General features: G+C 70.2%; 23 protein-coding genes. 13 read left to right on the forward strand and 10 right to left on the reverse strand.

The window, feature by feature from the left end:
- Positions 1 to 113: 113 nt before the first annotated feature.
- A complete protein-coding gene (locus ACK4TT_RS15020) occupies positions 114 to 2,189 on the reverse strand; it encodes a 3-hydroxyacyl-CoA dehydrogenase NAD-binding domain-containing protein (protein ID WP_409634652.1) in 2,076 nt (691 codons plus the stop codon).
- 132 nt (positions 2,190 to 2,321) lie between these two features.
- Between ACK4TT_RS15020 and ACK4TT_RS15025 the strand changes: the two genes are divergently transcribed.
- The 5 genes from ACK4TT_RS15025 (at position 2,322) to ACK4TT_RS15045 (ending at position 7,809) form a co-directional block, all read left to right on the forward strand.
- Positions 2,322 to 3,110 (forward strand): SDR family oxidoreductase, encoded by a 789-nt coding sequence (locus tag ACK4TT_RS15025; RefSeq protein ID WP_409634649.1) that lies wholly within the window; start codon positions 2,322 to 2,324, stop codon positions 3,108 to 3,110.
- 189 nt (positions 3,111 to 3,299) lie between these two features.
- A complete protein-coding gene (locus ACK4TT_RS15030) occupies positions 3,300 to 6,278 on the forward strand; it encodes a YdbH domain-containing protein (protein ID WP_409634646.1) in 2,979 nt (992 codons plus the stop codon).
- Positions 6,279 to 6,316: 38 nt separating this feature from the next.
- Positions 6,317 to 6,505 (forward strand): YnbE family lipoprotein, encoded by a 189-nt coding sequence (locus tag ACK4TT_RS15035; protein ID WP_409634643.1) that lies wholly within the window; start codon positions 6,317 to 6,319, stop codon positions 6,503 to 6,505.
- Positions 6,506 to 6,517: 12 nt separating this feature from the next.
- Positions 6,518 to 6,880: a YdbL family protein gene (locus ACK4TT_RS15040; protein ID WP_409634640.1), complete on the forward strand. Its 363-nt coding sequence runs from the start codon at positions 6,518 to 6,520 to the stop codon at positions 6,878 to 6,880.
- Between the two features lie 83 nt (positions 6,881 to 6,963).
- Positions 6,964 to 7,809 (forward strand): DMT family transporter, encoded by an 846-nt coding sequence (locus ACK4TT_RS15045; RefSeq protein ID WP_409634637.1) that lies wholly within the window; start codon positions 6,964 to 6,966, stop codon positions 7,807 to 7,809.
- Here ACK4TT_RS15045 and aceB read toward each other — a convergent pair.
- The 3 genes from aceB to ACK4TT_RS15060 form a co-directional block, all read right to left on the reverse strand.
- Entirely contained in the window at positions 7,778 to 9,379 is a 1,602-nt protein-coding gene (gene aceB / locus ACK4TT_RS15050) for a malate synthase A (RefSeq protein WP_409634634.1), read from the reverse strand. The two genes, ACK4TT_RS15045 and aceB, sit on opposite strands and share 32 nt — an antisense overlap.
- A 118-nt stretch (positions 9,380 to 9,497) precedes the next feature.
- Positions 9,498 to 9,704: a DUF4170 domain-containing protein gene (locus tag ACK4TT_RS15055; RefSeq protein ID WP_409634632.1), complete on the reverse strand. Its 207-nt coding sequence runs from the start codon at positions 9,702 to 9,704 to the stop codon at positions 9,498 to 9,500.
- Positions 9,705 to 9,765: 61 nt separating this feature from the next.
- Complete coding sequence (locus ACK4TT_RS15060) at positions 9,766 to 11,358, reverse strand: isocitrate lyase (RefSeq protein WP_409634629.1); 1,593 nt, start codon at positions 11,356 to 11,358, stop codon at positions 9,766 to 9,768.
- Positions 11,359 to 11,523: 165 nt separating this feature from the next.
- On the opposite strand from ACK4TT_RS15060, the gene ACK4TT_RS15065 reads away from it, so the two are divergent.
- Together ACK4TT_RS15065 and ACK4TT_RS15070 are read left to right on the forward strand one after the other, a co-directional pair.
- Positions 11,524 to 12,963, forward strand: a complete 1,440-nt coding sequence (locus ACK4TT_RS15065) for a short-chain fatty acyl-CoA regulator family protein (RefSeq protein WP_410213329.1) — start codon at positions 11,524 to 11,526, stop codon at positions 12,961 to 12,963.
- A 70-nt stretch (positions 12,964 to 13,033) separates the two neighbouring features.
- Complete coding sequence (locus ACK4TT_RS15070; protein WP_410213330.1) at positions 13,034 to 14,266, forward strand: TetR/AcrR family transcriptional regulator; 1,233 nt, start codon at positions 13,034 to 13,036, stop codon at positions 14,264 to 14,266.
- Here ACK4TT_RS15070 and ACK4TT_RS15075 read toward each other — a convergent pair.
- On the reverse strand, positions 14,263 to 15,228 hold the full coding sequence (locus ACK4TT_RS15075) for an NAD(P)H-quinone oxidoreductase (RefSeq protein WP_410213347.1): 966 nt from the start codon (positions 15,226 to 15,228) through the stop codon (positions 14,263 to 14,265). The genes ACK4TT_RS15070 and ACK4TT_RS15075 overlap by 4 nt on opposite strands.
- Positions 15,229 to 15,325: 97 nt before the next feature.
- On the opposite strand from ACK4TT_RS15075, the gene ACK4TT_RS15080 reads away from it, so the two are divergent.
- Positions 15,326 to 15,532, forward strand: a complete 207-nt coding sequence (locus ACK4TT_RS15080; RefSeq protein ID WP_410213331.1) for a DUF1192 family protein — start codon at positions 15,326 to 15,328, stop codon at positions 15,530 to 15,532.
- 122 nt (positions 15,533 to 15,654) lie between these two features.
- Complete coding sequence (locus ACK4TT_RS15085) at positions 15,655 to 16,164, forward strand: DUF1465 family protein (RefSeq protein ID WP_410213332.1); 510 nt, start codon at positions 15,655 to 15,657, stop codon at positions 16,162 to 16,164.
- A gap of 631 nt (positions 16,165 to 16,795) precedes the next feature.
- Here ACK4TT_RS15085 and rpmE read toward each other — a convergent pair.
- Positions 16,796 to 17,020 carry a 50S ribosomal protein L31 gene (rpmE, locus tag ACK4TT_RS15090; RefSeq protein ID WP_309093237.1) on the reverse strand — a complete coding sequence of 75 codons (225 nt, stop codon included), beginning with the start codon at positions 17,018 to 17,020 and terminating at the stop codon, positions 16,796 to 16,798.
- Between the two features lie 114 nt (positions 17,021 to 17,134).
- Between rpmE and ACK4TT_RS15095 the strand changes: the two genes are divergently transcribed.
- Positions 17,135 to 18,982 carry an ABC transporter transmembrane domain-containing protein gene (locus ACK4TT_RS15095; protein ID WP_410213333.1) on the forward strand — a complete coding sequence of 616 codons (1,848 nt, stop codon included), beginning with the start codon at positions 17,135 to 17,137 and terminating at the stop codon, positions 18,980 to 18,982.
- Between the two features lie 3 nt (positions 18,983 to 18,985).
- Here the strand turns inward: ACK4TT_RS15095 and ACK4TT_RS15100 are convergent, their stop codons facing one another.
- The 3 genes from ACK4TT_RS15100 to thiE are packed head-to-tail and all read right to left on the reverse strand — an operon-like array spanning position 18,986 to position 21,581.
- A complete protein-coding gene (locus tag ACK4TT_RS15100) occupies positions 18,986 to 20,047 on the reverse strand; it encodes a glycerophosphodiester phosphodiesterase (RefSeq protein WP_410213334.1) in 1,062 nt (353 codons plus the stop codon).
- A gap of 41 nt (positions 20,048 to 20,088) precedes the next feature.
- On the reverse strand, positions 20,089 to 20,883 hold the full coding sequence (locus ACK4TT_RS15105) for an inositol monophosphatase family protein (RefSeq protein ID WP_410213335.1): 795 nt from the start codon (positions 20,881 to 20,883) through the stop codon (positions 20,089 to 20,091).
- Positions 20,884 to 20,930: 47 nt separating this feature from the next.
- Positions 20,931 to 21,581 (reverse strand): thiamine phosphate synthase, encoded by a 651-nt coding sequence (gene thiE / locus ACK4TT_RS15110; protein WP_409634606.1) that lies wholly within the window; start codon positions 21,579 to 21,581, stop codon positions 20,931 to 20,933.
- A gap of 139 nt (positions 21,582 to 21,720) precedes the next feature.
- Between thiE and ACK4TT_RS15115 the strand changes: the two genes are divergently transcribed.
- The 3 genes from ACK4TT_RS15115 (at position 21,721) to ACK4TT_RS15125 (ending at position 23,329) form a co-directional block, all read left to right on the forward strand.
- Positions 21,721 to 21,906, forward strand: a complete 186-nt coding sequence (locus tag ACK4TT_RS15115) for a bacterioferritin-associated ferredoxin (RefSeq protein WP_409634604.1) — start codon at positions 21,721 to 21,723, stop codon at positions 21,904 to 21,906.
- Positions 21,907 to 22,020: 114 nt separating this feature from the next.
- Positions 22,021 to 22,506, forward strand: coding sequence for a bacterioferritin (gene bfr / locus ACK4TT_RS15120; RefSeq protein WP_409634601.1), 486 nt, complete (start codon positions 22,021 to 22,023; stop codon positions 22,504 to 22,506).
- Positions 22,507 to 22,558: 52 nt separating this feature from the next.
- On the forward strand, positions 22,559 to 23,329 hold the full coding sequence (locus tag ACK4TT_RS15125) for a M48 family metallopeptidase (protein WP_409634598.1): 771 nt from the start codon (positions 22,559 to 22,561) through the stop codon (positions 23,327 to 23,329).
- A 15-nt stretch (positions 23,330 to 23,344) separates the two neighbouring features.
- Here ACK4TT_RS15125 and fba read toward each other — a convergent pair whose 3' ends face one another.
- Positions 23,345 to 24,430, reverse strand: coding sequence for a class II fructose-bisphosphate aldolase (gene fba / locus ACK4TT_RS15130; RefSeq protein ID WP_409634595.1), 1,086 nt, complete (start codon positions 24,428 to 24,430; stop codon positions 23,345 to 23,347).
- Positions 24,431 to 24,454: the final 24 nt, after the last annotated feature.

Genomic DNA, 24,454 nt, shown 5'->3' on the forward strand with positions numbered 1-24,454 from the left:
CGTCCGCTTGGCGGCGACGATGACGGCTTCGCGCATCGAAAGATCCTGACGTTGCGTGTTGGGGAGGATGGAAGGACGGCGGGACGGCCCAGGCCGTCCCGCCGCGCTTTGGATCAGGCCTTGAGGTCGGAGAACTTCTTGCCCTCGGCGACCAGCTTCTCGAGCAGGGCGGCCGGCTTGAAGTCGTCGCCCATGGCGGCCTGGAACTCCTGCATCTTGGCGAGCACCTTCGCCGGGCCGACGAGGTCGCCGTAGAACATCGGGCCGCCGCGATAGACCGGCCAGCCGTAGCCGTTGACCCAGACCACGTCGATGTCCGACGGGCGGATGGCCTTGCCCTCCTCGAGGATCTTCGCGCCCTCGTTGATCATCGGATAGACGCAGCGCTCCAGGATCTCCTCGTCGGAGATGGTGCGGGCGTTGACGCCCTTCCTGGCGCGGAAGTCCTGGATGATCTTCTCGGTCACCGGCGAGGGCTTGGCGGTGCGGTTCTCGTCGTAGTCGTAGAAGCCCGCGCCCGTCTTCTGGCCCCGGCGGTCCATCTCGCAGAGCACGTCGCGCAGGGTCTCGCCATTGGACTTCTCCTTCACCCAGCCGATGTCGAGGCCGGCCAGGTCGCTCATCGCGAAGGGACCCATCGGGAAGCCGAAGTCGTAGAGCACGCGGTCCACGTCCCAGGGCATGGCGCCTTCCATCACGAGCTTGTTCGCCTCGCGCTGGCGCTGGGCCAGGATGCGGTTGCCGATGAAGCCGGGGCAGACGCCCGCCAGGACGGCGATCTTGCCGATCTGCTTGGCGAGCTTCATCGAGGTGGCGATCACGTCCTTGGCCGTGTGGTCGGCGCGGACCACTTCAAGCAGCTTCATGACGTTGGCCGGCGAGAAGAAGTGCAGGCCGATCACGTCCTGCGGCCGCTTCGTCACCGAGGCGATCTCGTCGATGTTCAGCGCCGAGGTGTTGGTGGCCAGGATCGCGCCCGGCTTGCAGATCGCGTCCAGCTTGGTGAACACGTCCTTCTTGATGTCCATGCGCTCGAACACGGCCTCGATCACGAGGTCGCAGTCGGCGAAGGCGTTCATGTCGAGCGAGCCCGACAGCAGGCTCATCCGCTTCTCGGTCTCTTCCGGCTTGGCGCCGCGCGAGCGCTCGTAGTTCTTGCGGATCGTCGCGAGGCCACGGTCCAGCGCCTCCTGCTTCACCTCGACGATCACCACCGGGATGCCGGCGTTGGCGAAGTTCATCGAGATGCCGCCGCCCATGGTGCCGGCGCCCAGCACGCCCACCTTCCGGATCGGCCGCACGGGGGTGTCGTCCGGCACGTCGGGGATCTTCTGGGCCTGGCGCTCGGCGAAGAAGTAGTAGCGCTGGGCGGCCGACTGCGAGCCGGTCATCAGCTCCATGAACAGCTTGCGCTCGACGGCCAGGCCTTCCTCGAAGGAGGCCGAGTTCACCGCCGCCTCGACGCAGCGGATGTTGTACTCGGGCGCCAGGAAGCCGCGGAACTTGCGCGCGTTGGCCTTGCGGAAGTCGGCGAAGATCTCCGGGTGGCCCTTGGCGGCTTCCAGCTTCGTGTTGTTGTCGCGGACCTTCACCAGCGGCCGGTTCTCGGCCACCAGCTTGCGGGCGAAGGCGACGGCGCCCTCCTTCAGCTTGCCTTCCTCGACCAGCTCATCGACCAGGCCCATGGCGAGCGCCTCGCTGGCCGGCGCGTGGCGGCCCGAGGTCATCATCTCGAGCGCCTTCTCGACGCCGGCGATGCGGGGCAGGCGCTGGGTGCCGCCGGCGCCGGGCAGGAGGCCCAGATTGACTTCCGGCAGGCCGAGGCGGGCCGAGGGGACCGCCACGCGGTAGTGGGCGCACAGCGCCACTTCCAGGCCGCCGCCGAGCGCCGTGCCGTGGATCGCGGCGACCACCGGCTTGGGCGAGTTCTCCATCATCGCCTGGACGTCGGGCAGGCTCGCGCCCTTCATGGCCCCGCCGAACTCGGTGATGTCGGCGCCGGCGATGAACGTGCGGCCGTCGCAGATCAGGACGATGGCCTTGGCGTCGCTGTCGATGGCCTGCTTGAAGCCCTCGTAGAGGCCGTCGCGGACGTTGGCCGACAGGGCGTTCACCGGCGGGGAGTTCAGGGTGACGATGGCGATCTCGCCGTCGCGGGTGAGCGTGGTCACCGAATTGATCTCGGTCATCGGAGCGTCCCTCGAAATTGGCTGGCCGACCGCTTTCTCAAATTCTCGCGGCCCGGAAATTCAAACGCGTGTTATAGGCCCCGCGAGGCGGCTCCAAGTCAATCGGCGCCGCAGAGGAAACGGGAGGATCGGATGGCTTCGAACCTGTTCTCGCTGGAAGGGCGCGTGGCCCTCGTCACCGGCGGCTCGCGCGGCATCGGCAAGATGATCGCCCGCGGCTTCATCGACCAGGGCGCCAAGGTCTACATCTCGTCGCGCAAGGCGGACGCCTGCGAGGCGACGGCGGCCGAGCTGGGGCCCAACTGCATCCCCCTGCCGCAGGACGTTTCCACCGTTGAAGGCGTGAAGGCCCTGGCCGCCGCGTTCCAGGCCCGGGAGCCGAAGCTCGATATCCTCGTGAACAACGCCGGCGCCGCCTGGGGCGCCGATTTCGACGAGTTCCCGGAGAGCGGCTGGGACAAGGTGATGAACCTGAACCTGAAGTCGCCCTTCTTCCTGACCCAGCAGCTTCACGGCGCGCTGAAGGCGGCGGCCAGCGATGAGGCGCCGGCCAAGGTGATCAACATCGCCTCGATCGACGGCATCGCCCTCAATCCGCTTGAGACCTATTCCTACCACGCCTCGAAGTCGGCCCTGATCTACCTGACCCGGCGCATGGCCGCCCGGCTGGTCAAGGACCGCATCGTGGTGACCGCCATCGCGCCCGGCCCCTTCGCGTCCGAGATGAACCGCGCCGCCCGCGACCACGGCGACCAGATCGCCAAGCGGGTGCCGCTGGGCCGTATCGGCAAGGACGACGACATGGCGGCCTGCGCCATCTTCCTGGCCTCGCGGGCCGGCGACTATGTGGTCGGCGCGACCATCCCCGTGGACGGCGGCGTGGCCCTGGCGAGCCTGCCGCGCGAGGCGATCGCGGGCTGAGGGCCCCGGCCGTCATGGCCGGGCTTGTCCCGGCCACCCGGAAGCGCGGGTGAGGCCGCAAGGCAGTCCTGAGAGCCCGGTGCGTCTGGGTCCCCGGGACCAGCCCGGGGATGACGGAAGGGGGGCGGATGCCTCCGAAACGACGAAATGCGTTATGCAGGGTCTTGCACTGCATAGCCGAGCCTGCCCTTGACCGACGCCGCCGCCAGAACCCGTCCCCTGCGCCTGATCCTGGCGCTGGCCGCGGTGGCGCTGGTGGTCCTGGCGGTCCTGCTCTATCTGAACCGGCGGACCCTGGCGCGCGAGGCGCTGACCGGCTGGCTGCGCTCCAAGGGGATCGCGTCCGAGGCCGAGGTCTACGGGATCGGCCCCTCGACCTTCGCCGCGCGCCTGCGGATCGGCGACCCGGCCCGCCCGGACTTCACCGTAAGCCGGGCCGAGGTCCGCTACCGCCTGAAGGGCCTGGGTTTCGAGGTGGTCTCGGTCACCCTGCGCGAGCCCGTGGTGCGGGCCAGCCTGAAGGGCGGACGCTTCAGCGTGGGTTCGCTCGATCCCCTGGTGGAGGAGTTCCGCCGCCGGCCGCCCCGCCCCGACGCCGCCAAGCCCCGGATCGCGGTCGACGACGGGACCCTGCTGCTGGCCAGCGACTACGGGCCCCTGCGGGTGCGGGCCGACGCGCTGGTCCAGGATAACAGGCTCATCGCGCTGACGGCCGGGGCCGATCCGGCGCGGCTGCGGGGCCGGGGCTTCGCCGCCGACCTGGGCCGCTCGACGGTCAGCGTCCGCACACGCGGCGGGCGGGCGGGCGTGCGCCTGAACGCGCCGGTGACGGTGGCCAGTGCGGGGAATCTTTCCCTGCGGTCCGGCCGCCTGCAGGTCACGGCCGAGGCGCCCTATCCGGACCTGATGAAGCAGCGCGGCGACGGCGCGCTGACGGTCCACGTCCGCCTCACCGGCGCACAGGCCTCGGCGGGCGAGCGGGCGCTGGAGGACGTTGAAGCCCAGGCCGGCTTCGTCGGACGGACGGCCGGCTGGATTCCGGACCTCGTGGTGAGCGGGAAGCTGGCGGCGGACGTGCGCGCCGGGTCGGGCGATCTCGGCGGCGCCCAGGTCCGGCAGGTCCGCGCCGCCGTGACCAGCGACGACCTCCGCTGGAGCCGCAAGGGCGGGGACCGCGTCACCGCCGCGCTGCGCCTGACTGGCTCGCTGGACCGCGCCCAGGCCGCAGACCTGACCTTGCAGAAGGTCACGACGGCGCTGGCCGGCCCGCTCGCGGTCGACCGGTCGGGCCTGCGCCTGACGCTGGCCGGCAGCGCCCTGGGGCACGGCGGCTGGGAGGGCCTCGGTCCGCCGACCGTCGAGGACGCGGGCGACATGGTCGCGGTGAAGCGGGCGGCCCGCGGTTTCCGCGTCGCCGCGCCCGGCGTCCGGCTGGCGCTCGCGCCCGACGCGGCCCCGGCCGCGAGCCTGTCGCAGCCGATCGTGCTGCGGCCCGACGCGGGCGGCGAGGTGCGGCTGGCGAGCCTGCCGGGCGGGGCCTGGCGGCTGACCTCCTCGGGCGGCGGGCTGCCCCGGGCCGAGGTCACGGCGCGCGACGTGATCCTGGCCGGCGGCGGGGCCTCGGCGGCGCTGGCCTTCAGCGTCCGCACGTCCCTGGGGCCCGTGGAGCAGGGGGCCGTATCGGGCGCCGGGCGGCTGCGGATCGCGAACGGCGGGGCGATCTTCGCCGCCAGCCGCTGCGTCGACCTCTCGGCGGCGAAGCTGGAGTTCGGCGAGAACGATATCGAAGAGCTCTCCGGCCGGCTCTGCCCGGCGGGCGAGCCGCTCTTGCGATTCGGCTCCGGCGGCTGGCGGATCGCGGGCCGGGCCGAGGCGGTGAGCGCCTCCGCGCCCTTCCTTCAGGCCCGGATCACGGAGGCGAGCGGCAAGGCGACCTTCGGCGGGCGGAACGGGCGGCTTTCCGGCCAGGCGGACATCGCCGCCGCCCGGGTGCTGGACACCGCCCCCGAAGCCCGCTTCCACCCGCTGGCGATGACCGGCCAGGCGCGGCTGGCGGGCGCACTGTGGACCGCCGGCCTCGATTTCCGCCTGCCGGATGGCGTCCACGTGATGGCGGCGGCCCTGCGCCACGACGCCGCGAGCGGCCAGGGCGGCGTCGACCTCGACACCGGGATGCTGGCCTTCGCCGAGGGCGGCCTGCAGCCCCTGCAGATCTCGCCGCTCGCCGCCGCCATCGGCTCCCCGGCCACGGGGCAGGCCCGCTTCACCGGCGGCTTCGCCTGGAACCCGGACGCCGGAATCAGCGCCGGCGAGCTCACCATCCCGCGCCTCGATTTCCTGAGCCCGGCGGGCCGCGTCACGGGCCTTTCCGGCAAGGTGGTGCTGACCAGCCTGGCGCCGCTCGTCGCCGCCCCGGGCCAGGAACTGCGCGCCGAGCGTGTGGAGGCCGCCGCCATCCTGACCAACGTCACCGCCACCTTCGGCCTGAAGGACGAGGCGCTGCAGCTTTCGGGCGGCGTGGCCGACGTGGGCGAGGGCAAGGTGCGCATCGAGAGCCTGGAGCTGCCCTTCGACCGGACGGCGACGGTGCGCGGCGTCCTGCGCTTCGAGGGCGTGCAACTCCACGACATCGTCGAGGCCTCCCCGTTCGGCGACAAGGTCGAGCTGAACGCCAGGGTGAGCGGCCGCATCCCCTTCGAATCCACGGCGAACCGGGTGCGCGTGACGGGCGGGGACCTGAAGGCCATCCAGCCCGGGCGCCTGTCGATCCGGCGCGAGGCGCTCACCACCCTGCAGGCCCCCAGCGGCACGGCCGAACTGGGCGGCAAGCCGGTAGCCGAGATCCAGTCGGACACCTTCGCCGACTTCGCCTACCAGGCCATGGAGAACCTGGCCTTCGACGAGCTGGACGCCACGATCAACAGCCGATCGGACGGCCGCCTGGGCGTGCTGTTCCACATCAGGGGCCGGCACGATCCGCCGAAGAAGCAGGAGATCCGGCTGAGCCTCATGGACCTCATCCAACGCAAGTTCCTGGGCCGCAAGCTGCCCCTGCCCTCGAACACTGGCGTCAATCTCACCCTCGACACGACGCTGAACCTGGACGATCTCTTGGCGGACTACGCCGAATACCAGCGGCTTCGCAGTTCAGGCCCCGTTCAGCCGTGACCTGTCATTCCCGCCGCGAGACACGGAGACCCGACCGCATGCAGCTCCGAAAGACGACCCTGGCCGGATTTGGCGCGCTTGCGCTCCTGGCCCTGGGCGCCTGCACCCCGACCGTCCGCGTCGAGGTGGCCCCGATCAACATCTACGCCAAGCTGGACGCCGACGTCCGGCTGCGGCTGGACGAGGACGTGAAGGCCTTGATCCAGCAGAACCCGAACCTCTTCTAGCGAGGCATGCCCATGCGTTCTGACTTCTTCAACGTGGGCGCCGCGGTCCTGGCGGCGCTGGCCGTCAGCCAACCCGCGATGGCCCAGGCCGCCAACGCCAAGGCCCTGGTCGACGCCGCCAAGGCGCAAGGGATCGTGGGCGAGCAGTCCGACGGCTTCCTGGGCTACGTGAAGCCCACCGCCGACACCGCGCTGAAGGCCGCCGTCGATGAGATCAACGAAGGCCGCGCCAAGCTCTACCGCGAGGCGGCCGCCAAGAACGGCGTCTCGGTGGAGGCCGCCGGCGCGTCGGCCTTCACCACGGTCGTGCAGAGCAAGCTGAAACCCGGCGAGTTCTACAAGCCCAACGGCGGCGGCTGGGTGCAGAAGCAGTAGGGTCGACGAAGGACCGGGGGCTCCAGTTGGTCTCGGCGCCTGACCCGAGGGCCCTGAATCCACGGGCCCAGGGCGTCCTGCTGATGGCGCTCGCCATGCTCATCATCCCGTCGGTGGACGGGCTGGCGAAGCACCTGTCGGCGACCTATTCGCCGCTGATGATCGGCTGGGTCAGCTTCGCGGCCTCGTCCCTGATCGTCACGCCCATCGCCGTGCGCCTGCACGGGCCCGCCCTGCTGCCCCGGACGCAGAAGTGGCTGCACCTGCTCAGGCTGGTCTTCCTGCTGGCGGCGGCCACGATGTATTTCGTCGCCATCTCCCGCATCCCGCTGGCGACGGCGGTCAGCGCCTACTTCATCGGGCCGGTGGTGGCCGCCCTGCTGTCGGTCGTGGTGCTGAAGGAGCGGATGACGATCGCCAAGGGGCTCAGCCTGGCGCTGGGTCTGGCGGGGGCGATGGTGATCCTGCAGCCCGGCGCCGGTCCGATCGAGCCCGGCCTGATCCTCGCCTTCGGCTCGGGGGTGGCCTACGCCTGCTTTCAGGTGACGACGCGCCGGATCGCCGAGGCCGCCTCGCCCTTCCAGACGCTGGCCTTCCAGTACCTGATGGGGCTGGTGCTGCTGGCGCCCCAGGCGGCGCTCAACTGGACCACGCCGCGCATCTCGGATCTGTGGCTGTTCGCGGCCATGGGCTCGTGCGGTGTGTTCGCCCATGTCCTGTCGGTGCTGGCCTTCCGCCGGGCGGAGGCCTCGACGCTGGCGCCGCTCAGCTACCTGGAGCTGCTGGGCTCGGCCCTGATCGGCTACCTGGCGTTCGGCGACACGCCGGGCGGCTCCGTGGTGATCGGCGCCGCCCTCATCGTCGCGGCCGGGGCGCTGCTGCTGCCCCGGCGCATGGTCAGTCCAGCACCCGGTACGCCGGCAGCGTGAGGAACTCCTCCAGCGTGTCGGCCAGGCACATGTCGACGAAGATCTTCGTCGCCTCGGCGAAGCGGCCGTTCTCGAAGGAGCCGGCCGGCAGGGTCTGGCGAAGCGCCGCCATCTCCTCGTCCAGCACCTGACGGAACAGCTCGGGCGTCACCTCGCGGCCGTCGGCCAGCTTGGCCTTGTGGTGCACCCACTGCCAGATCTGGGTGCGGCTGATCTCGGCGGTCGCCGCGTCCTCCATCAGGTTGTAGAGCGGCACGGCGCCGCGGCCGCGCAGCCAGGCCTCGATGTACTGGACGCCGACGCGGATGTTCTCGCGCAGGCCGGCCTCGGTGCGCTCGCCGTCGTGGACCTGCAGCATGTCCTCGCGCGTGACGGTGATGTCCTCGCGCAGCTTGCCGAGCTGGTTCGGCGTCGGCATCAGCCGGTCGAAGACCTCCATGGCGACGGGCACGAGGTCGGGGTGAGCCACCCAGGTGCCGTCGTGGCCGTTGGTCGCCTCGCGCTCCTTGTCGGCCCGGACCTTGGCGAAGGCGGCCTCGTTGGCGGCGGCGTCGCCCTTGACCGGGATCTGTGCCGCCATGCCGCCCATGGCGAAGGCGCCCCGGCGGTGGCAGGTCTGGATCAGCTTGAACGAATAGGCCTGCAGGAAGGCCTTGCCCATGGTCATCACCGCCCGGTCGGGGGTCAGGGCGTCGGGCTGGGCCTTCAGGCGCTTGATGAACGAGAAGATGTAGTCCCAGCGGCCGCAGTTCAGGCCCGCCATGTGCTCGCGCAGCTCGTAGATGATCTCGTCCATCTCGAAGGCGGCCGGCAGGGTCTCGATCAGCACCGTGGCCTTGATCGTGCCGTTGGGGATGGCGAGTTCCTTCTGGGCGAAGACGAAGACCTCGTTCCAGAGGCGCGCCTCCAGGTGGCTCTCCATCTTGGGCAGGTAGAAGTAGGGACCCGAGCCCGCCGCCATCGACGCCTTGGCGCAGTGGAAGAAGTAGAGGCCGAAGTCGAAGAGCGCGCCGCTCATCTCCTCGCCGTCCACCAGGGCATGGGCTTCCGGCAGGTGCCAGCCGCGCGGGCGGACGATCAGGGTCGCGACCTTGTCCTTCAGGGCGTAGCTCTTGCCGGTGGAGGGATCGGTGAAGCCGATCCTGTTGGCCCAGCGGTCCATCAGGTTGATCTGGCCGTCGATCATGTTGCGCCAGGTCGGCGCGCTGGCGTCCTCGAAGTCGGCCATGAACACCCGCGCGCCCGAGTTCAGGGCGTTGATGATCATCTTGCGGTCGACGGGGCCGGTGATCTCGACGCGGCGGTCCAGGAGGTCGCCGGGGATCGGGGCGACCTTCCAGTCGCCGTCGCGGATGGCCTTGGTCTCGGCCAGGAAGTCGGGCTTGGCGCCGGCGTCGAAGCGGGTCTGGCGCTCCTCGCGCAGCGCCAGCAGTTCGAGCCTGCGGTCGTTGAAGCGCTTGTGCAGCTCGGCCAGGAACGCCAGGGCCTCGGGCGTCAGCACCTCGGCGTCGCGGCCCTCCAGGGCGCGGGTGAGCTGAACGGTCGGCCGGGTGGCGAGGTCGAGGGACATGGGGGACGCTCCGAGATCGAGGGCCGCGTGCGCGGGCCGCGTCGCGGCCGCGCTGAAAAGACGGCTCCCCGCCCGGGCCCTCGGAGAGGGGCGGGGAGCCGCGAGATACTTAACGACGTCAGGCCGGCAGGACGAGATGCTCTGTGGCGATCGCGTACCTGGCGGTGGCGCAGGCGCGGGTCTCGTCCGACTTGCGCCGCCAGGCCGCCTTGGCCTCCTCGCGGGTGTCGTACGGGCCCAGCACCTCGGGCGCGCCGGTCTTCAGCGACTTGAAGGCCAGGCAGCTGTACTCGCCGCCGACGACCCAGAACCTTTCCTTCGTCATCATGGTCACTCCGATGGCCGCTTGGGCGGCCCGGCCTCGCGGCCGGGCGCCTCCTGAGAGGTTAGGCGAACTGGTTCATCGTGTTGTGGACGCCGCCGGCCTTCAGGGCCGCTTCGCCCGCGAAGTACTCCTTGTGGTCGTCGCCGATGTCCGAACCCGACATGTTCTGGTGCTTCACGCACGGCACGCCCTTGCGGATCTCCTCGCGCTGGACGCCCAGGACGTAGCCCAGCATCCCCTGCTCGCCGAAGTACTCCTTGGCCAGGTTGTCGGTGGACAGCGCGACCGTGTGGTAGGTCGGCAGGGTGATCAGGTGGTGGAAGATGCCCGCCCGCTTCGCGCCGTCGGCCTGGAAGCTGCGGATGCGCACGTCCGCCTCGACGCCCAGCGGCGTCGCGTCGTACTCGGCGCTCATCAGCTTGGCCTTGTCGTAGGCCGAGACGTCCTTGCCTTCCTTCGCCCAGTCCTCGAACACCTGCTCGCGGAACTTCAGCGTCCAGTTGAACGACGGGCTGTTGTTGTAGGCGAGCTTGGCGTTCGGGAAGACCTCGCGGACGCGGTCCACCATGCCGGCGATCTGGCCGACGTGCGGCTTCTCGGTCTCGATCCACAGGAGATCGGCGCCGTTCTGCAGCGAGGTGATGCAGTCGAGGACGCAGCGGTCCTCGCCCGTGCCTTCGCGGAACTGGAAGAGGTTGGACGGCAGGCGCTTCGGACGCAGCAGCTTGCCGTTGCGGGTGATCACCACGTCGCCGTTGCCGACCTGGCTCGGATCGATCTCCTCGCAGTCCAGGAAGCTGTTGTACTTGTCGCCCAGGTCGCCCGGCTCCTTCGAGAAGGCGATCTGCTTGGTCAGGCCCGCGCCGAGCGAGTCGGTGCGCGCGACAATGACGCCGTTGTCGACGCCCAGTTCCAGGAAGGCGTATCGGACGGCGCGGAGCTTCTGGATGAAGTCCTCATGCGGGACGGTCACCTTGCCGTCCTGGTGGCCGCACTGCTTCTCGTCCGAGACCTGGTTCTCGATCTGGATGGCGCAAGCGCCGGCCTCGATCATCTTCTTGGCCAGCAGGTAGGTCGCCTCGGCGTTGCCGAATCCCGCGTCGATGTCGGCGATGATCGGAACGACGTGGGTCTCGAAGTTGTCGATCTTGTCCAGGACCTGCTGCTCCTTGGCCGCGTCGCCGGCCTTGCGGGCCGCGTCGAGGTCGCGGAACAGGCCGCCCAGCTCGCGGGCGTCGGCCTGCTTCAGGAAGGTGTAGATTTCCTCGATGAGCGCCGGCACCGAGGTCTTCTCGTGCATCGACTGGTCCGGCAGCGGGCCGAATTCGGAGCGCAGAGCCGCGATCATCCAGCCCGACAGGTAGATGTAGCGGCGCCTGGTGGTGCCGAAGTGGCGCTTGATGGCGATCAGCTTCTGCTGGGCCACGAAGCCGTGCCAGCAGCCCAGCGACTGGGTGTAGTTGGCCGGGTCGGCGTCGTAGGCGGCCATGTCGGCGCGCATGATGCCGGCGGTGTACTTGGCGATCTCCAGGCCGGTCTTGAACCGGTTCTGCAGGCGCATGCGGGCCACGGCCTCGGGGTCGATCCCGTCCCACGCGCCGCCCTTGCCCTTGATGAGCTGGCCCATCTCGATGATGTGGTCTTGGTACGCCATGTGCCTCTTCCGCAATTTACCGGTGCAAGCTGTCAGCCTTTGACAGCGGTCGGGCGCCAATAACGCTTTAAATTCCTAGAGGTGAAGCGCCCCGGTGGAGGCAAAAGGCCGCGTTGTCACAGTCAAACCTTGTAAATCTTGTAAAAGTGTGACAACCGCACAGCCATGGCCCTGGCCCCTACCGACCGGAAGCTGTTCCTCGGCGCGCGCATGAAGCGCCTGCGCCGCGACCTGGGCCTGACCCAGACCCGGATGGCCGAGGACCTGGGCGTCTCCCCCAGCTACCTGAACCTGCTGGAGCGCAACCAGCGGCCGGTGACGGCCCAGGTGCTGCTCAGGCTGGCCGAAGCCTACGACCTGGACCTCAAGACCCTCTCCTCGGACCAGGAGTCGGCCAGCGCCACGGGGCTCGCCGAGGTGTTCTCGGACCAGATGTTCCGCGACCTGGGGGTCGCGCGCCACGAGGTGAACGAGGTCGCCGAGAGCGCCCCCGGCGTGTCGGAGGCCATCGTCCGTCTCTACCGGGCCTATCTCGACCAGCGCCGACTCACCGAGCTGGGCGCCATGGGCCGGCCCGAGGAGGGCGATTTCGAGAACTCGGTGGTCACGCCCTCGGACTGGGTGCGCGACTACATCCAGGCCCAGAAGAACTATTTCGGCGAGCTGGAGGAGGCCGCCGACGCCCTGGTCGCCGAGCTGCGGCCCGAGCCGCAGGACTTCGCCGCCGCCGCCCGCGAGCGCCTGCTTAGGCGGCACAACGTCCAGGTCCGCGTGGTGCCCGTCGACGTGCTGCCCGAAAGCGTCCGGCGGTTCGACTATCACAGGAAGCGTCTGTTCCTGTCCGAGGTGCTGACCGGGGCGGGGCGCTCGTTCTCGCTGGCCTACCAGCTCGCCATCCTGGAGCGCGGCGAACTGCTGAACGCCCTGGCCGACCGCGCCGCGCCGCCCGACCGCCCGACGCGGTCGCTCCTGAAAGTCAGCCTGGCCAACTACCTGGCCGCCGCCCAGCTCATGCCGTACAGCGCCTTCCACGAGGCGGCCGAGCGCACGGCCTATGACATCGAGCTGGTCCGGGCCCGCTTCGGCGTCTCGTTCGAACAGGCCTGCCACCGGCTGACCACGCTGGCCCGGCCCGGCCAGCGGGGCGTGCCGTTCTTCATGGTCCGGGTCGACTCGGCGGGGAACATCTCCAAGCGCTTCGCCGGCGGCGCCTTTCCGTTCTCGCGCTTCGGCGGCGCGTGTCCGCGCTGGAACATCCATTCCAGCTTCCGCACGCCGGGCCGCATCGTCACCCAGATCGTCGAGACGCCGGACGGCCAGCGCTACTTCACCCTCTCGCGCACCGTCTCGCGGATCGCCACGCCCTACGCCGGCGAGGACTCCGAACTCGCCATCGGCATGGGCTGCGAGCTGAAGTACGCCGAGCGCCTGGTCTATTCCCGGGGGCTAGACCTGAAAGAGCCCATGCCCACGGCCATCGGCCCGGCGTGCCGGATCTGCGAGCGTCCGGCCTGCCCACAAAGGGCCGCCGAGCCCATCAGCCGGACGCTGACTGTCGACGATTTCACCAAGTCGATCTCGCCCTATCCGTTCGCCTCGTCCTGACGCTGCATCACCCTTTGCGCGCCGGGGATTTCCGGGGCAAAAAGGCGTTTCAGCGGAGTAACATGGCTTCATGGCCCCACGCGGCGCGGCGGCGCGATCAACGGACCGGTTCGAGCGCAAGCGCGAGGCCATCCTGGACGGGGCGACCCGCATCCTGAACCGCAAGGGGGTCAAGGGCCTGACCCTCGGCGACGCCGCCTCGGCGGTGGACCTCTCGACCACCAGCGTGACCTACTACTTCAAGCGCAAGGACGACCTGGCCGCCGCGGTGATCGCGCGCGGCATCGAGGCCTATCACGACATGGCCGAGAGCGCGCTGGACTCGCCCGTGCCGTCCGAGCGGCTGCACGCCCTGCTGACGCTCTACTTCGAGCGGGTGCGCCAGACGGTGGTGGAGGGCGCAGCCCCCCTGCCGGTGATCTCGGACATGCGCGCGCTGAACGAGCCGCGCCGCGAGGAGGTCGCCCAGGCCTATGGACGGCTGTTCCGCAAGGTGCGCCAGATCTTCGACGCCCCAGAACTCGCCTGGATGACCCGGGGCCGGCGCACGGCGCGGACCCGCATCCTGCTGGAGCAGATCTTCTGGGCCCACAACTGGCTGCCCAAGTACGACCCCGAGGACTATCCCCGCGTGCGCGACCGGATGCACCACATCCTGGTCCACGGCTTCGCGGGCCCCGGCGCGACCTGGAGCCCCGCCCCGATCCCCATGGAGGAGCTGGCGGCGCGCGAGGGACCGGAACTGGCGCGGGAAACCTTCCTGCTGGCGGCCACGCGGCTGATCAACAAGCGCGGCTACCGGGGCGCCTCGGTGGACAAGATCTCGGCCGAGCTGAACGTCACCAAGGGCAGCTTCTACCACCACAACGACGCCAAGGACGACCTGGTGGTCGCCTGCTTCGAGCGCACCTTCGAGGTGATGCGCAAGGCCCAGCGGCTGGCCCAGGAGCTTCCGGGCGCCCAGTGGGACCGGCTCTGCGCCTGCGCCGCGGCGCTGGCCGAATTCCAGCTCTCGGACCACGGGCCGCTGCTGCGCACCTCGGCCCTCACCGCCCTGCCGGAAAAGATGCGGCGGGTGACGGTGGAGCACGCCAACCGCGTGTCGGACCGCTTCGCCTCGATGATCTCGGACGGCATCGCCGAGGGCTCGATCAGTCCGGTCGACCCCTTCATCGCCGCCCAGATGCTGAACGCCACCCTGAACGCCTGCGCGGACCTGGGCGCCCTCGTCCCCGACGTGCGGCCCAAGGCGGCCCCGGCGGTCTTCGCCAAGCCGATGATGATGGGCCTCTTCGAGCGCTAATCCACCGTCAGCACCACCTTGCCGACGTGGGCGCCGCCCTCCAGCCAGGCGTGGGCCTCGGCGGCCCGCGCAAGGGGGAAGGTCCTGTCCACCTGCGGCTTCACCTTGCCGGCGGCGATCCACGGCCAGACCACGCGCTCGATCTCGGCGGCCAGCCGGGCTTTCTCGTCGGCGTCGCGGGGGCGCAGGGTCGAGCCGGTGATCACCGCGCGCTTCTGCATGATCCGGAACACCGGGACGGTGATCTCGCCCCCGCCCTGGGCGGCGATGTAGACGATGCGGCCCCCGGTCTTCAGCGCGTCCAGATTCTTCGGGAAGTAGTCGCCGCCGACCATGTCGAGCACCACGTCGACGCCGCCGGCGTCCTTGGCCGCCTGGGCGAAGTCCTCGGCGGCGGCGTCCACCGCGAGGTCGGCCCCGAGGGCCAGCGCGGCCTTGGCCTTCTCCGCGCCCCGGGCGGTGGCGATCACCTTGGCGCCCGCGGCCTTGGCCATCTGGATCGCGGTGACGCCGATGCCCGAGGTGGCGCCGTGGACGAGCAGGGTCTCGCCGGCCTTCAGGCCGCCGTGCTCGAAGACATTGGCGTAGACGGTGAACACGGTCTCGGGCAGGCCCGCGGCCTGGACGAAGTCGAGATCCGCCGGGATCGGCAGGGCGTGGCGGGCGTCGCAGACCGCATACTGGGCGTAGCCGCCGCCGCCCAGCAGGGCGCAGACGCGGTCCCCGGCCCGCCAGCGGCCCTCGGCCCCCACGACCTCGCCCGCCACCTCCAGGCCCAGGGTCTCGGGCGCGCCGGGGGGCGGGGGATAGAAGCCGTTGCGCTGGACGATGTCGGGGCGGTTCACGCCCGCCGCGCGCACGCGGATCAGCACCTCGCCGGCCTTCGGCTGCGGGACCGGCGCGCGCACCGGCTTCAGCGCTTCCGCCGGCCCCTTGCCGCCCTCGATCCCGACGGCGGTCATTTCCGTGACGCTCATGCGACGCTCCCGCGCTTGCGCTTGCCCTGGTTGCGGGGTTGGATAGCGCCCAAAGTCGAACGCCGCAAAGGGAGGCCGGACCATGGAAGAACCGGCGGAAGTTCGGATCGGACGGGGCCAGCGGCTGGCGGAAGCCTTCCGCGAGGACCTGGAGCTGTACGGCGTGGCCGAGCTGGAGGAGCGTCTCGAAATGCTCCAGGCCGAGGCCGCCCGGGTGAAGGCCCAGATCGACCGCAAGCGGGCCGGCCGGGCCGCGGCGGACGCGCTGTTCCCGCCCCGGGCGGAGTAATCGGGGCCGGTGGGTTGAGGCGATTAACCAGCGGGTAACCATCCTGGCACGCGCGTTGCAGGATGGGTCCGGACGCGGACGAAGCGTCCAGCCGTGGGAAAGCTGAAGGGTCAAGGGACGACATGCACGAGACCAACGCCTTCGGCGGCGCCTGGCGAGCCAATGTGATACAGGACTTCGCCCGCTCGGAACTGTTCGAGCGGACGTTCCACGAGGGGATGGAGCTGGTCGAGGAGACCGCCGCCTACCTCGACGGGGCCGGCCGCCAGGAATCCAAGCTCCTGTCGCGCAACGCCGCGCTCGCCTACGCGTCGGAGAGCATGCGCCTGACCACCCGCCTGATGCAGGTGGCCTCCTGGCTGCTGGTCCAGCGGGCGGTGCGCGAGGGCGACATGGCCCCGGCCGCGGCCTGCGAGGACCGCTACCGCCTGGCCGAGGATGCGGGCCGCGACGCCGAGCACGCCGCCGAGGACCTGCCCACGGGCCTGCTCCTGCTGCTGGACCGCGCCGAGCGGCTCTACGAGCGCGTCCGCCACCTGGACCGGCGCATGTACGTGGAGGGCGAAGGCCTTGCCCAGCCCAACCAGGTGCTCTCGCACCTCGACCGCCTGAAGACCGCCTTCGGGGCCTGAGCCTCTATGCGTCCGTCTGATCACGGGAAGCTTAACCCCTGGAATCGTCATCCCGGCCGCAGCATAGCGAAGAGCCGGACCCAGGGCCGCACGCCCTGCAGAACCCCTCTGGGTCCCGGCTCTACAGCCCGCGCGGCGGGCTTCCGGCCGGGATGACGGCCTTGCTTAAAGAATACCGTTGGATGCAGCTGTGACAGGCGAATAGCATCCGGCGGTCGTGGCGGGAGAAGGCTGGATGGATCGGCTTCGGCAGTTCGCGACGCCGACCGCCATCCTCGTCGGCTCAGTTCTCATAGCGATGGCGTTGCTCTTTGGGGGGCGATACCAGACCATCGACTCGGGGTTTCCGCCCATTGTTTGGCGGTTGGATAGATTCACCGGCGAGGTCGCGGCGTGCGATTGGCGCTCTGGCCGCTGTGTGAACTTGAGTCCACCGCCGCGACAGAGGTCCTTCACATTTGAAGAGGCGACCAAGGGGAATCCCTTCATGGAGCCGTAGAGGGCTCGTCTGTCGTCTCCCGTGGTCTCCGAGACGGAAAACGCCGCGAAGGGCGGTCCCCTCGCGGCGTTTCGAATTCCTGAAGACCCTGGTTCCCGCCTGCGCGGGGATAAGTCCGGCCTTACGGCCGGCTCACTTGCGGGTGAAGGCGCCGAACTTGGCGTTGAAGCGCGACACGCGGCCGCCGCGGTCCAGAAGCTGGTGACCGCCGCCCGTCCACGCCGGATGCGTCTTCGGGTCGATGTCCAAGTTCAGGGTGTCGCCCTCTTTGCCGAGGGTCGAGCGGGTCTTGTAGGTGGTGCCGTCCGTCATCACCACGGTGATGAAGTGGTAGTCGGGGTGGATGTCTTGTTTCATCGCGTCGGCGCCTGACGTAAAGGAGCGGCCAAATTGGAGCGGCCGCCGGCAAGGGCGGCCAAAAGGAAGCCGGGCGTATAGAGAAACCCCGGGGGAATTGCAAGGTGCGCGTAGATGAGTGAACCGGGGCCCGAGGTTTCCGCGCCAGGACGCCCCAGCGCGGGCCAGGCCCTGGCCCAGAGCCTCGCCGAGGCCGCCGACCGCCGCGGGCGCAGCCGCGACGTCCGCGCGCTCGGCCGCCTGTTCCCGTTCGTCCGGACCCACTGGGGAGACGCGACCCTCTCGGGCCTCTTCCTGCTGCTTTCCACCAGCGCCACCCTGGGCATGTCGGGCGCCATCCGGCTGTTGGTCGAACACCTCACCAAGGCCAGGTCCGACCCGGGCTCGATCGACCGCTGGTTCCTGCTGATCGGCGGGGTGGCGCTCGTCCTCGCCTTCGCCACGGCCCTCCGGTACTTCTTCATCACCAAGCTCGGCGAGCGGGTGGTGGCCGACCTGCGCAAGGCGGCCTACGCCCACATCCTGACCCTGGACCCGGCCTTCTTCCTCCAGACCCGCACCGGCGAGGTGCTTTCGCGGCTGACCACCGACATCGCCATCGTCGAGAACCTGCTGGGCAGCTCGATCTCGATCGCGCTGCGCAATTTGTTGACCCTGATCGGCGCGGTGGCGCTGCTGGTGATCGTGAGTCCCAAGCTGACGGGTCTCGTGCTGCTTTCCTTCCCAGTGGTGCTGGCGCCGCTGTTCCTGTTCGGCCGCCGGGTCCGCAAGCTGACCGCCACGGCCCAGGACCGGTTCGCCGACGCGGTGGGCTTCGCGGGCGAGAATCTCGACGCCCTTGAGACCGTGCAGGCCTTTGGCCGCGAGCGGGCGGCCGCCGAGGCCTTCGGCGTGGCGGTGGAGAGCGCCTTCCGCACCTCGGTCCGGCGGATGAGCGCACGCGCGGTGATGACCGCCCTGGTCATCGCCCTGGTGTTCGGCGGTATCGTGGGCGTCTTCTGGCTGGGGGTCCATTCGGGCCTCCGCGGCGAGATGAGCTGGGGCGCGCTCTTCCAGTTCGCCTTCCTGTCGGTGATGGCCGCGGGTTCGGTGGGCGCCCTGGGGGAGACCTGGGGCGACGTCCAGAAGGCCGCCGGCGCCATGGAGCGGGTGGGCGAGCTGCTCGACGCCCGGCCCGGCGTCGCCGCGCCGCCGAACCCGACGCCCCTGCCCAAGCCGGCGCGCGGCGAGGCGGTGTTCGAGGCGGTGACCTTCGCCTATCCGGGGCGCCCCGACCTGCCGGCGCTGAACGGCTTCTCCCTGCGTGTGCGGCCCGGCGAGCGGGTGGCGCTGGTCGGCCCCTCGGGCGCGGGCAAGAGCACCGTGCTGCGCCTGCTGCTGCGCTTCTACGATCCGCAAGGCGGCCGGGTTCTGCTGGACGGGGTGGACCTGCGCGACGCCGACCCGGCGCAGGTGCGCGCCCGCATGGCCCTGGTGGCCCAGGAAAGCCCGCTGTTCTCAGGCTCGGCCATGGACAACGTGCGCTTCGGGCGGGCCGAGGCCTCGGACGAGGAGATTCGCGCGGCCGTACGCGCCGCCCGCGCCGAGGGCTTCCTGAAAGCCCTGCCCCAGGGCCTGGACACGCCCGTGGGCGACCGGGCCCGCACGCTGTCGGGCGGCCAGCGCCAGCGACTGGCCATCGCCCGGGCTCTGGTCCGCGAGGCGCCGATCCTGCTGCTGGACGAGGCCACGAGCGCCCTGGACGCCGAGAACGAGCGGCTGGTGCAGCAGGCGCTGGACAAGGCCATGCACGGCCGCACCACGCTCGTCATCGCCCACCGGCTCGCCACGGTGCTCAAGGCCGACCGCATCGTCGTCATGGACGAGGGCCGCGTGGTGGAGGAGGGGACCCACCACGATCTGGTGGCCCGAGACGGCCTCTACGCCCGCCTCGCCGCCCTGCAGTTCGGGAACGCGGCCTGAATTCTAGCCGCGGGCCTTCACGGCCAGGCCCGGGAAGTCGCTGAACAGCCCGTCCACGTCGGCCCCGTAGAGCGCCTTGAACACCGCCTCGACGTCGCCGTGGGCGGCGGGCCCGCCCGGCCGCTGCAGGGCCTTGGGCAGGAAGGCGTTCTCGGCCCGGACGGTCCAGGGATGCACCTGGAGCCCCGCCGCGTGGGCGTCCCGCACCAGGGCCGTGGGCGGGGCGAGCGCACCGTCGGCGATCGGCACGACCAGCGTCCACTCGGGGCCCAGCCCCTCCGCGAAGCCCGCGATCTCCTTCAGGCCGGCGGGGGTCAGCATCTGGGCGTAGGTCGTCCCCGGGCGGTCCGCCGGCCCGCCCTCGCGGGAGACGAGGAACACCCGGCGCGCCTTCGACAGCGTCCCGAACGTCTTGAGCGGCGCCGCCTCGAAGCACTGGACGAACACCGGGGCCGCGCGGCTGTCGAGGCCGTTCGCCTTCAGGGCGTCGGCCAGGCGGGCCTCCACGGGCAGGCCGAGGTTCCGGAAATAGCTCGGGTGCTTCATCTCCGGATAGACGCCGATCGTCCGCCCGGTGCGCCGGCCCTCGGCCCGGGCGAGGTCCAGCACCTCCTGGAAGGTGGGGATCGCCTCCTGGCCGTCGAAGGCCGCGCTCGCCGGCCGAAGCGCCGCCAGCCGCTCCCGGGCCCGCAGGGTCTTCAACTCGGCCAGGGTGAAGTCCTCGGTGAACCAGCCCGTGACCTGTTCGCCGTCGATGGTCTTGGTCGCCTTGCGGTCGGCGAACTCGGGATGCTTGGCGACGTCGGTCGTGCCGCCGATCTCGTTCTCGTGGCGGGCCACCAGATGACCATCCTTGGTGGGCACGAGGTCGGGCTCGATGAAGTCGCAGCCTTCCTCGATGGCCAGCCGGTAGCCCATCAGGGTGTGCTCGGGCCGCTCGCCGCTCGCCCCACGGTGGGCGATGACGATGGGGCGTTTCGGCTTGGCGAGGGCCGGGCGTGCGAAGGCGGGGGCGGCTGCGGCCACGAGGCCGGAGATGGAGAGGGTGCGGCGGGTCAGGCTCATGGCCCCCACCTTAACCGCTTCTGTGACAAATCTACCGGCGATCAGGCCGCGGCCTGCAGGCGCTCCAGCAACAGCGGATGAATGTCGAGGTTGCCGGCGCAGATCGAACCCTTGGTCAGCATGTCCTCGCCGCCGTCGGCGTCGGTCACCTTGCCGCCCGCCTCGGCGACCATAAGCAGCCCCGCCGCCAGGTCCCAGGCCTTCAGGTCGCGCTCCCAGTAGCCGTCGAAGCGGCCGGCCGCGACCCAGGCGAGATCCAGGGCCGCCGAGCCGAAGCGGCGGACGCCCGCCACCCGCTGGCTGATCTGGTGCAGTTCCTTGAGGAACTTCGCATGCTGGCCGTGGCCGAGGAACGGGATGCCGGTGGCCAGCACCGACTCGTCCAGCCGCTGGCGGGCGGCGACCCGCAGGCGGCGGTCGTTGACGTAGCAGCCCTTGCCCTTCTCGGCCCAGAACAGCTCGTTGGTGGCGGGGTTGTAGGTCACCGCGGCCACGATCGTCCCCTCGCGCTGGAGGGCGATGTTGATGGCGAAGTGCGGGATGGCGTGCAGGAAGTTGGTCGTGCCGTCGAGGGGATCGACGATCCAGGTGTGGGTCTTGTCGGTGCCTTCGACCAGGCCGCGCTCCTCGCCCCAGAAGCCGTAGCCGGGGCGGGCCTTGGTCAGGGCCTCGAACAGCACCTGCTCGGCCTTGAGGTCGGCGGCGGACACGAAGTCGGCGGGCGCCTTCTTGGCCACCTGCAGTTCGGCGAGCTCGCCGAAGTCGCGGTTGAGCCCCCGCGCGGCCTTGCGCGCGGCGTCGCTCATTACTTTCAGGAGGGCCGATTGGGCGATCATGGGCGGCGGAACCTAGTGGTCGGGCTTCTGCAAAGCAAGGCGCGCGCTCAGGGACGCTCCGCCACGCCCTTCGCGATCTCGGCGTTGAGGGCCCTGACGGCGGCCGCCGGGCCCTCGCCGTGGGACCACACGCCGGCCGAGACGGCCAGGAAATCCGCCCCGGCCCTGGCGAGCTCCCGGGCGTTCTCCACCGTGATCCCGCCGATGGCGACACAGGGGACCTCCATGGTCTCCTGCCAGATGGTCAGGATCTCGGGATCTGCCCGGGTCTTCGGGTCCTTGGTGGTCGTCGGATAGAAGGCGCCGAAGGCCACGTAGTCGGCGCCGGCCTCGGCGGCCTCCATGGCCAGGTGGCGGCTGTCGTGGCAGGTGACGCCCACGATCCTGTCCTTGCCCACCAGCCGGCGGGCCTCGGCGTAGGGGGCGTCGTCCTGGCCGATATGGACGCCGTCGCAGCCCAGCTTCGCGGCCAGGTCCGGCCGGTCGTTCAGGATCACCGCCACGCCCCGCGACTGGGCGATGGGGGCGAGCGCGTCCACGGCGGCGGCGACCACCTCGTCGGGCTGGTCCTTCAGGCGGATCTGGAGGGCCGCCACGTCGCCGGCGTCCAGGGCGTGGGCCAGCACGTGGCCGAAGGCCGCCAGGTCGTCGATCCGGGGCGGTGTGATCAGGTAGAGGCGGCAGGGGCTTTCGGCCATGCCGCCCTAGAGCCCATCTGGGCGACGCTTTCAAGGCTCGGGCCGCCGCCGCCGCGTCTTCTAAATATGCGAATGACTTGCAAAGTCGTTCGCATTTGGGTAGGGAGAAGTCCTTGGACCGGGAGGCTCCGCGCGCCCCATGTACGTGTGCAACTGCAACGGCATCCGCGAACGCGAGGTCCGCGCGGCCATCGCCGCCGGCGCGACCCGGCCTGCCCAGATCTTCAAGGCCTGCGAGTCCCGGCCCCAGTGCGCGCGCTGCGTCTGCGACATGAACCGGATGTTGCGGGACGAGGCCGAGGCCCTGCGCTACGCGGCCGAGTAGGCGCCCGGCCAGACTTCGGGGGCGAGCGCCACTCACTCGCAATCATAGGCTTTGACAGGCGCCGCGGGCCGCCCGACCTTCCGCGCTTCGGCGAACCACGGAGTCTCGAAGGCCATGCAGGGCGACAAGGCGATCATCCGGCTGCTCAACGCGGTGCTGACCAACGAGCTGACGGCCGTGAACCAGTACTATCTGCACGCCCGGATGTACGAGAACTGGGGCTTCGTTCGTCTCGGCAGGATCACCTACGAGGAATCGATCGGCGAGATGAAGCACGCCGACAAGCTGATCCGGCGCATCCTCTTCCTCGACGGCCTGCCGAACCTCCAGGACCTGCACAAGCTGGCCATCGGCGAGAGCGTGGCCGAGGGCCTGGCCGCCGACCTGGCGCTGGAGACCGGGGGCCGGGTGACGCTGATCGACGGGATCAAGCAGTGCGAAGCCGCCGCCGACTTCGTCTCGCGCGAGGTGCTGACCGAGATCCTGTCCGACACCGAGGAGCACATCGATTTCCTCGAGACCCAGATCGGCCTGCTGAGGAGCCTGGGCGAACAGAACTACCTACAGAGCGCCATGGGCGAGCTGAAGGACGCCGGCTGACGGTCGGTCTTCAGGCGGTCGCGTTTCATGCATTGTCCGCGGGGAGGTTCACATGAGACGCATCCTTGAGTCCGCCGGAGCGGGGATTTTCGCCCTGTCGCTCGCGGCCTGCGCCTACAATCCCGATCTGGGCCGGAGCCAGTTCCTGCTGGTGAACGACGCCGCGCTCGCCCAGTCGGCGCAGCAGGCGTGGGCCCAGACGCTGGCCACGAGCAAGGTCTCGGACGACCGGGCCGCGCAGGCGCGCGTGCAGAAGGTGGGCGCCCGGCTGGTGGCGGCCGCCGGCCTGGGCGACCGGTCGTGGGAGTACGTCGTCTTCGAGGACCCGCAGGCGAACGCCTTCGTACTGCCCGGGGGGAAGGTGGGGGTGAACACCGGCCTGCTCGCCATTGTCGAGAACGACGACCAGCTGGCGGCGGTGATCGGACACGAACTGGCCCACAGCGTCGCTAACCACGCCGCCGAGCGCTATTCCCAGACCGCGGCGACGCAACTCGCGCTGGGGATCGGCCAGTCGGCGCTCGGCGGGCGGGTCGGCGCCGAGACGGCCCAGCGGATCGCCGCGTTCGGCGGGATCGGAGCCCAATTGGGTGTGCTGCTGCCCTTCTCGCGGCGGCATGAGCTGGAAGCCGACCGCCTAGGCGTCGATTTCATGGCCCGCGCGGGCTACCGCCCCGCCGAGGCGGTCAAGCTGTGGCGCAACATGCAGGCGGCCGGCTCCGGCGGCCGCCTGCCGCAGTTCCTCTCGACCCACCCGTCGGAAGCCACGCGGACCGCCGAACTGGAGCGCTACATCGCCGGCATGCCGCCGGCCCGTCCCTGACGGCCGCGCGCGGGCCTACTCGGCCGCGACCCGGGCGGAGTCGATCTTGGGCGCGAGCTCGCCTGAGGCGTAGCGCTTGGCCATGGCCGACATCGGCAGCGGCTTGATCTTGGAAGCGTGGCCGGCCGTGCCGAACTCCTCGAAGCGCTGGATGCAGACCTTGCGCATGGCTTCCTTGGCGGGCTTCAGGTAGCCGCGCGGGTCGAACTCGCCGGGCTTCTCGGCGAACACCTTCCGGATGGCGCCGGTCATGGCCATGCGGTTGTCGGTGTCGATGTTGATCTTGCGGACGCCGTGCTTGATGCCGCGCTGGATCTCTTCCACCGGCACGCCCCAGGTCTGGGGCATCTCGCCGCCGTACTTGTTGATGATGTCCTGAAGCTCCTGCGGCACCGACGAGGAGCCGTGCATCACCAGGTGGGTGTTGGGCAGGCGGCGGTGGATCTCCTCGATCACGTGCATGGCCAGCACGTCGCCGTCGGGCTTGCGGGTGAACTTGTAGGCGCCGTGGCTGGTGCCCATGGCGATGGCCAGCGCGTCGACCTCGGTGGCCTTCACGAACTCGACGGCCTGGGCCGGATCGGTCAGGAGCTGGTCGTGGCCGAGCTTGCCCTCGAAGCCGTGGCCGTCCTCCTTCTCGCCCATGCCGGTTTCCAGGCTGCCCAGCACGCCGAGCTCGCCTTCGACGCTCGCGCCCACCCAGTGGGCCATGTCGACGACGTTGCGGGTGACGCGGACGTTGTAGTCGTAGTCGGCCGGGGTCTTGCCGTCGGCCTTCAGCGAGCCGTCCATCATCACGCTGGTGAAGCCGTACTGGATGGCCGTGGCGCAGGTGGCTTCGTTGTTGCCGTGGTCCTGGTGCATGCAGATCGGGATGTCCGGGTACATCTCGGCCATGGCGTCGATCAGGTGCTTCAGCACGATGTCGTTGGCGTAGGCGCGCGCGCCGCGGCTGGCCTGCATGATCACCGGCGAGTCGGTGGCCTCGGCGGCCTCCATGATCGCGAGGGCCTGCTCCATGTTGTTGATGTTGAACGCGGGCACGCCGTAGCCGTGCTCGGCCGCGTGATCCAGAAGCTGTCGAAGCGTAATCCGGGCCATCGCCTTGGTTCCCCACTGTCTCTC

This window comes from Phenylobacterium sp., assembly GCF_046463815.1.
In the GTDB taxonomy this organism is placed as follows: domain Bacteria; phylum Pseudomonadota; class Alphaproteobacteria; order Caulobacterales; family Caulobacteraceae; genus Phenylobacterium.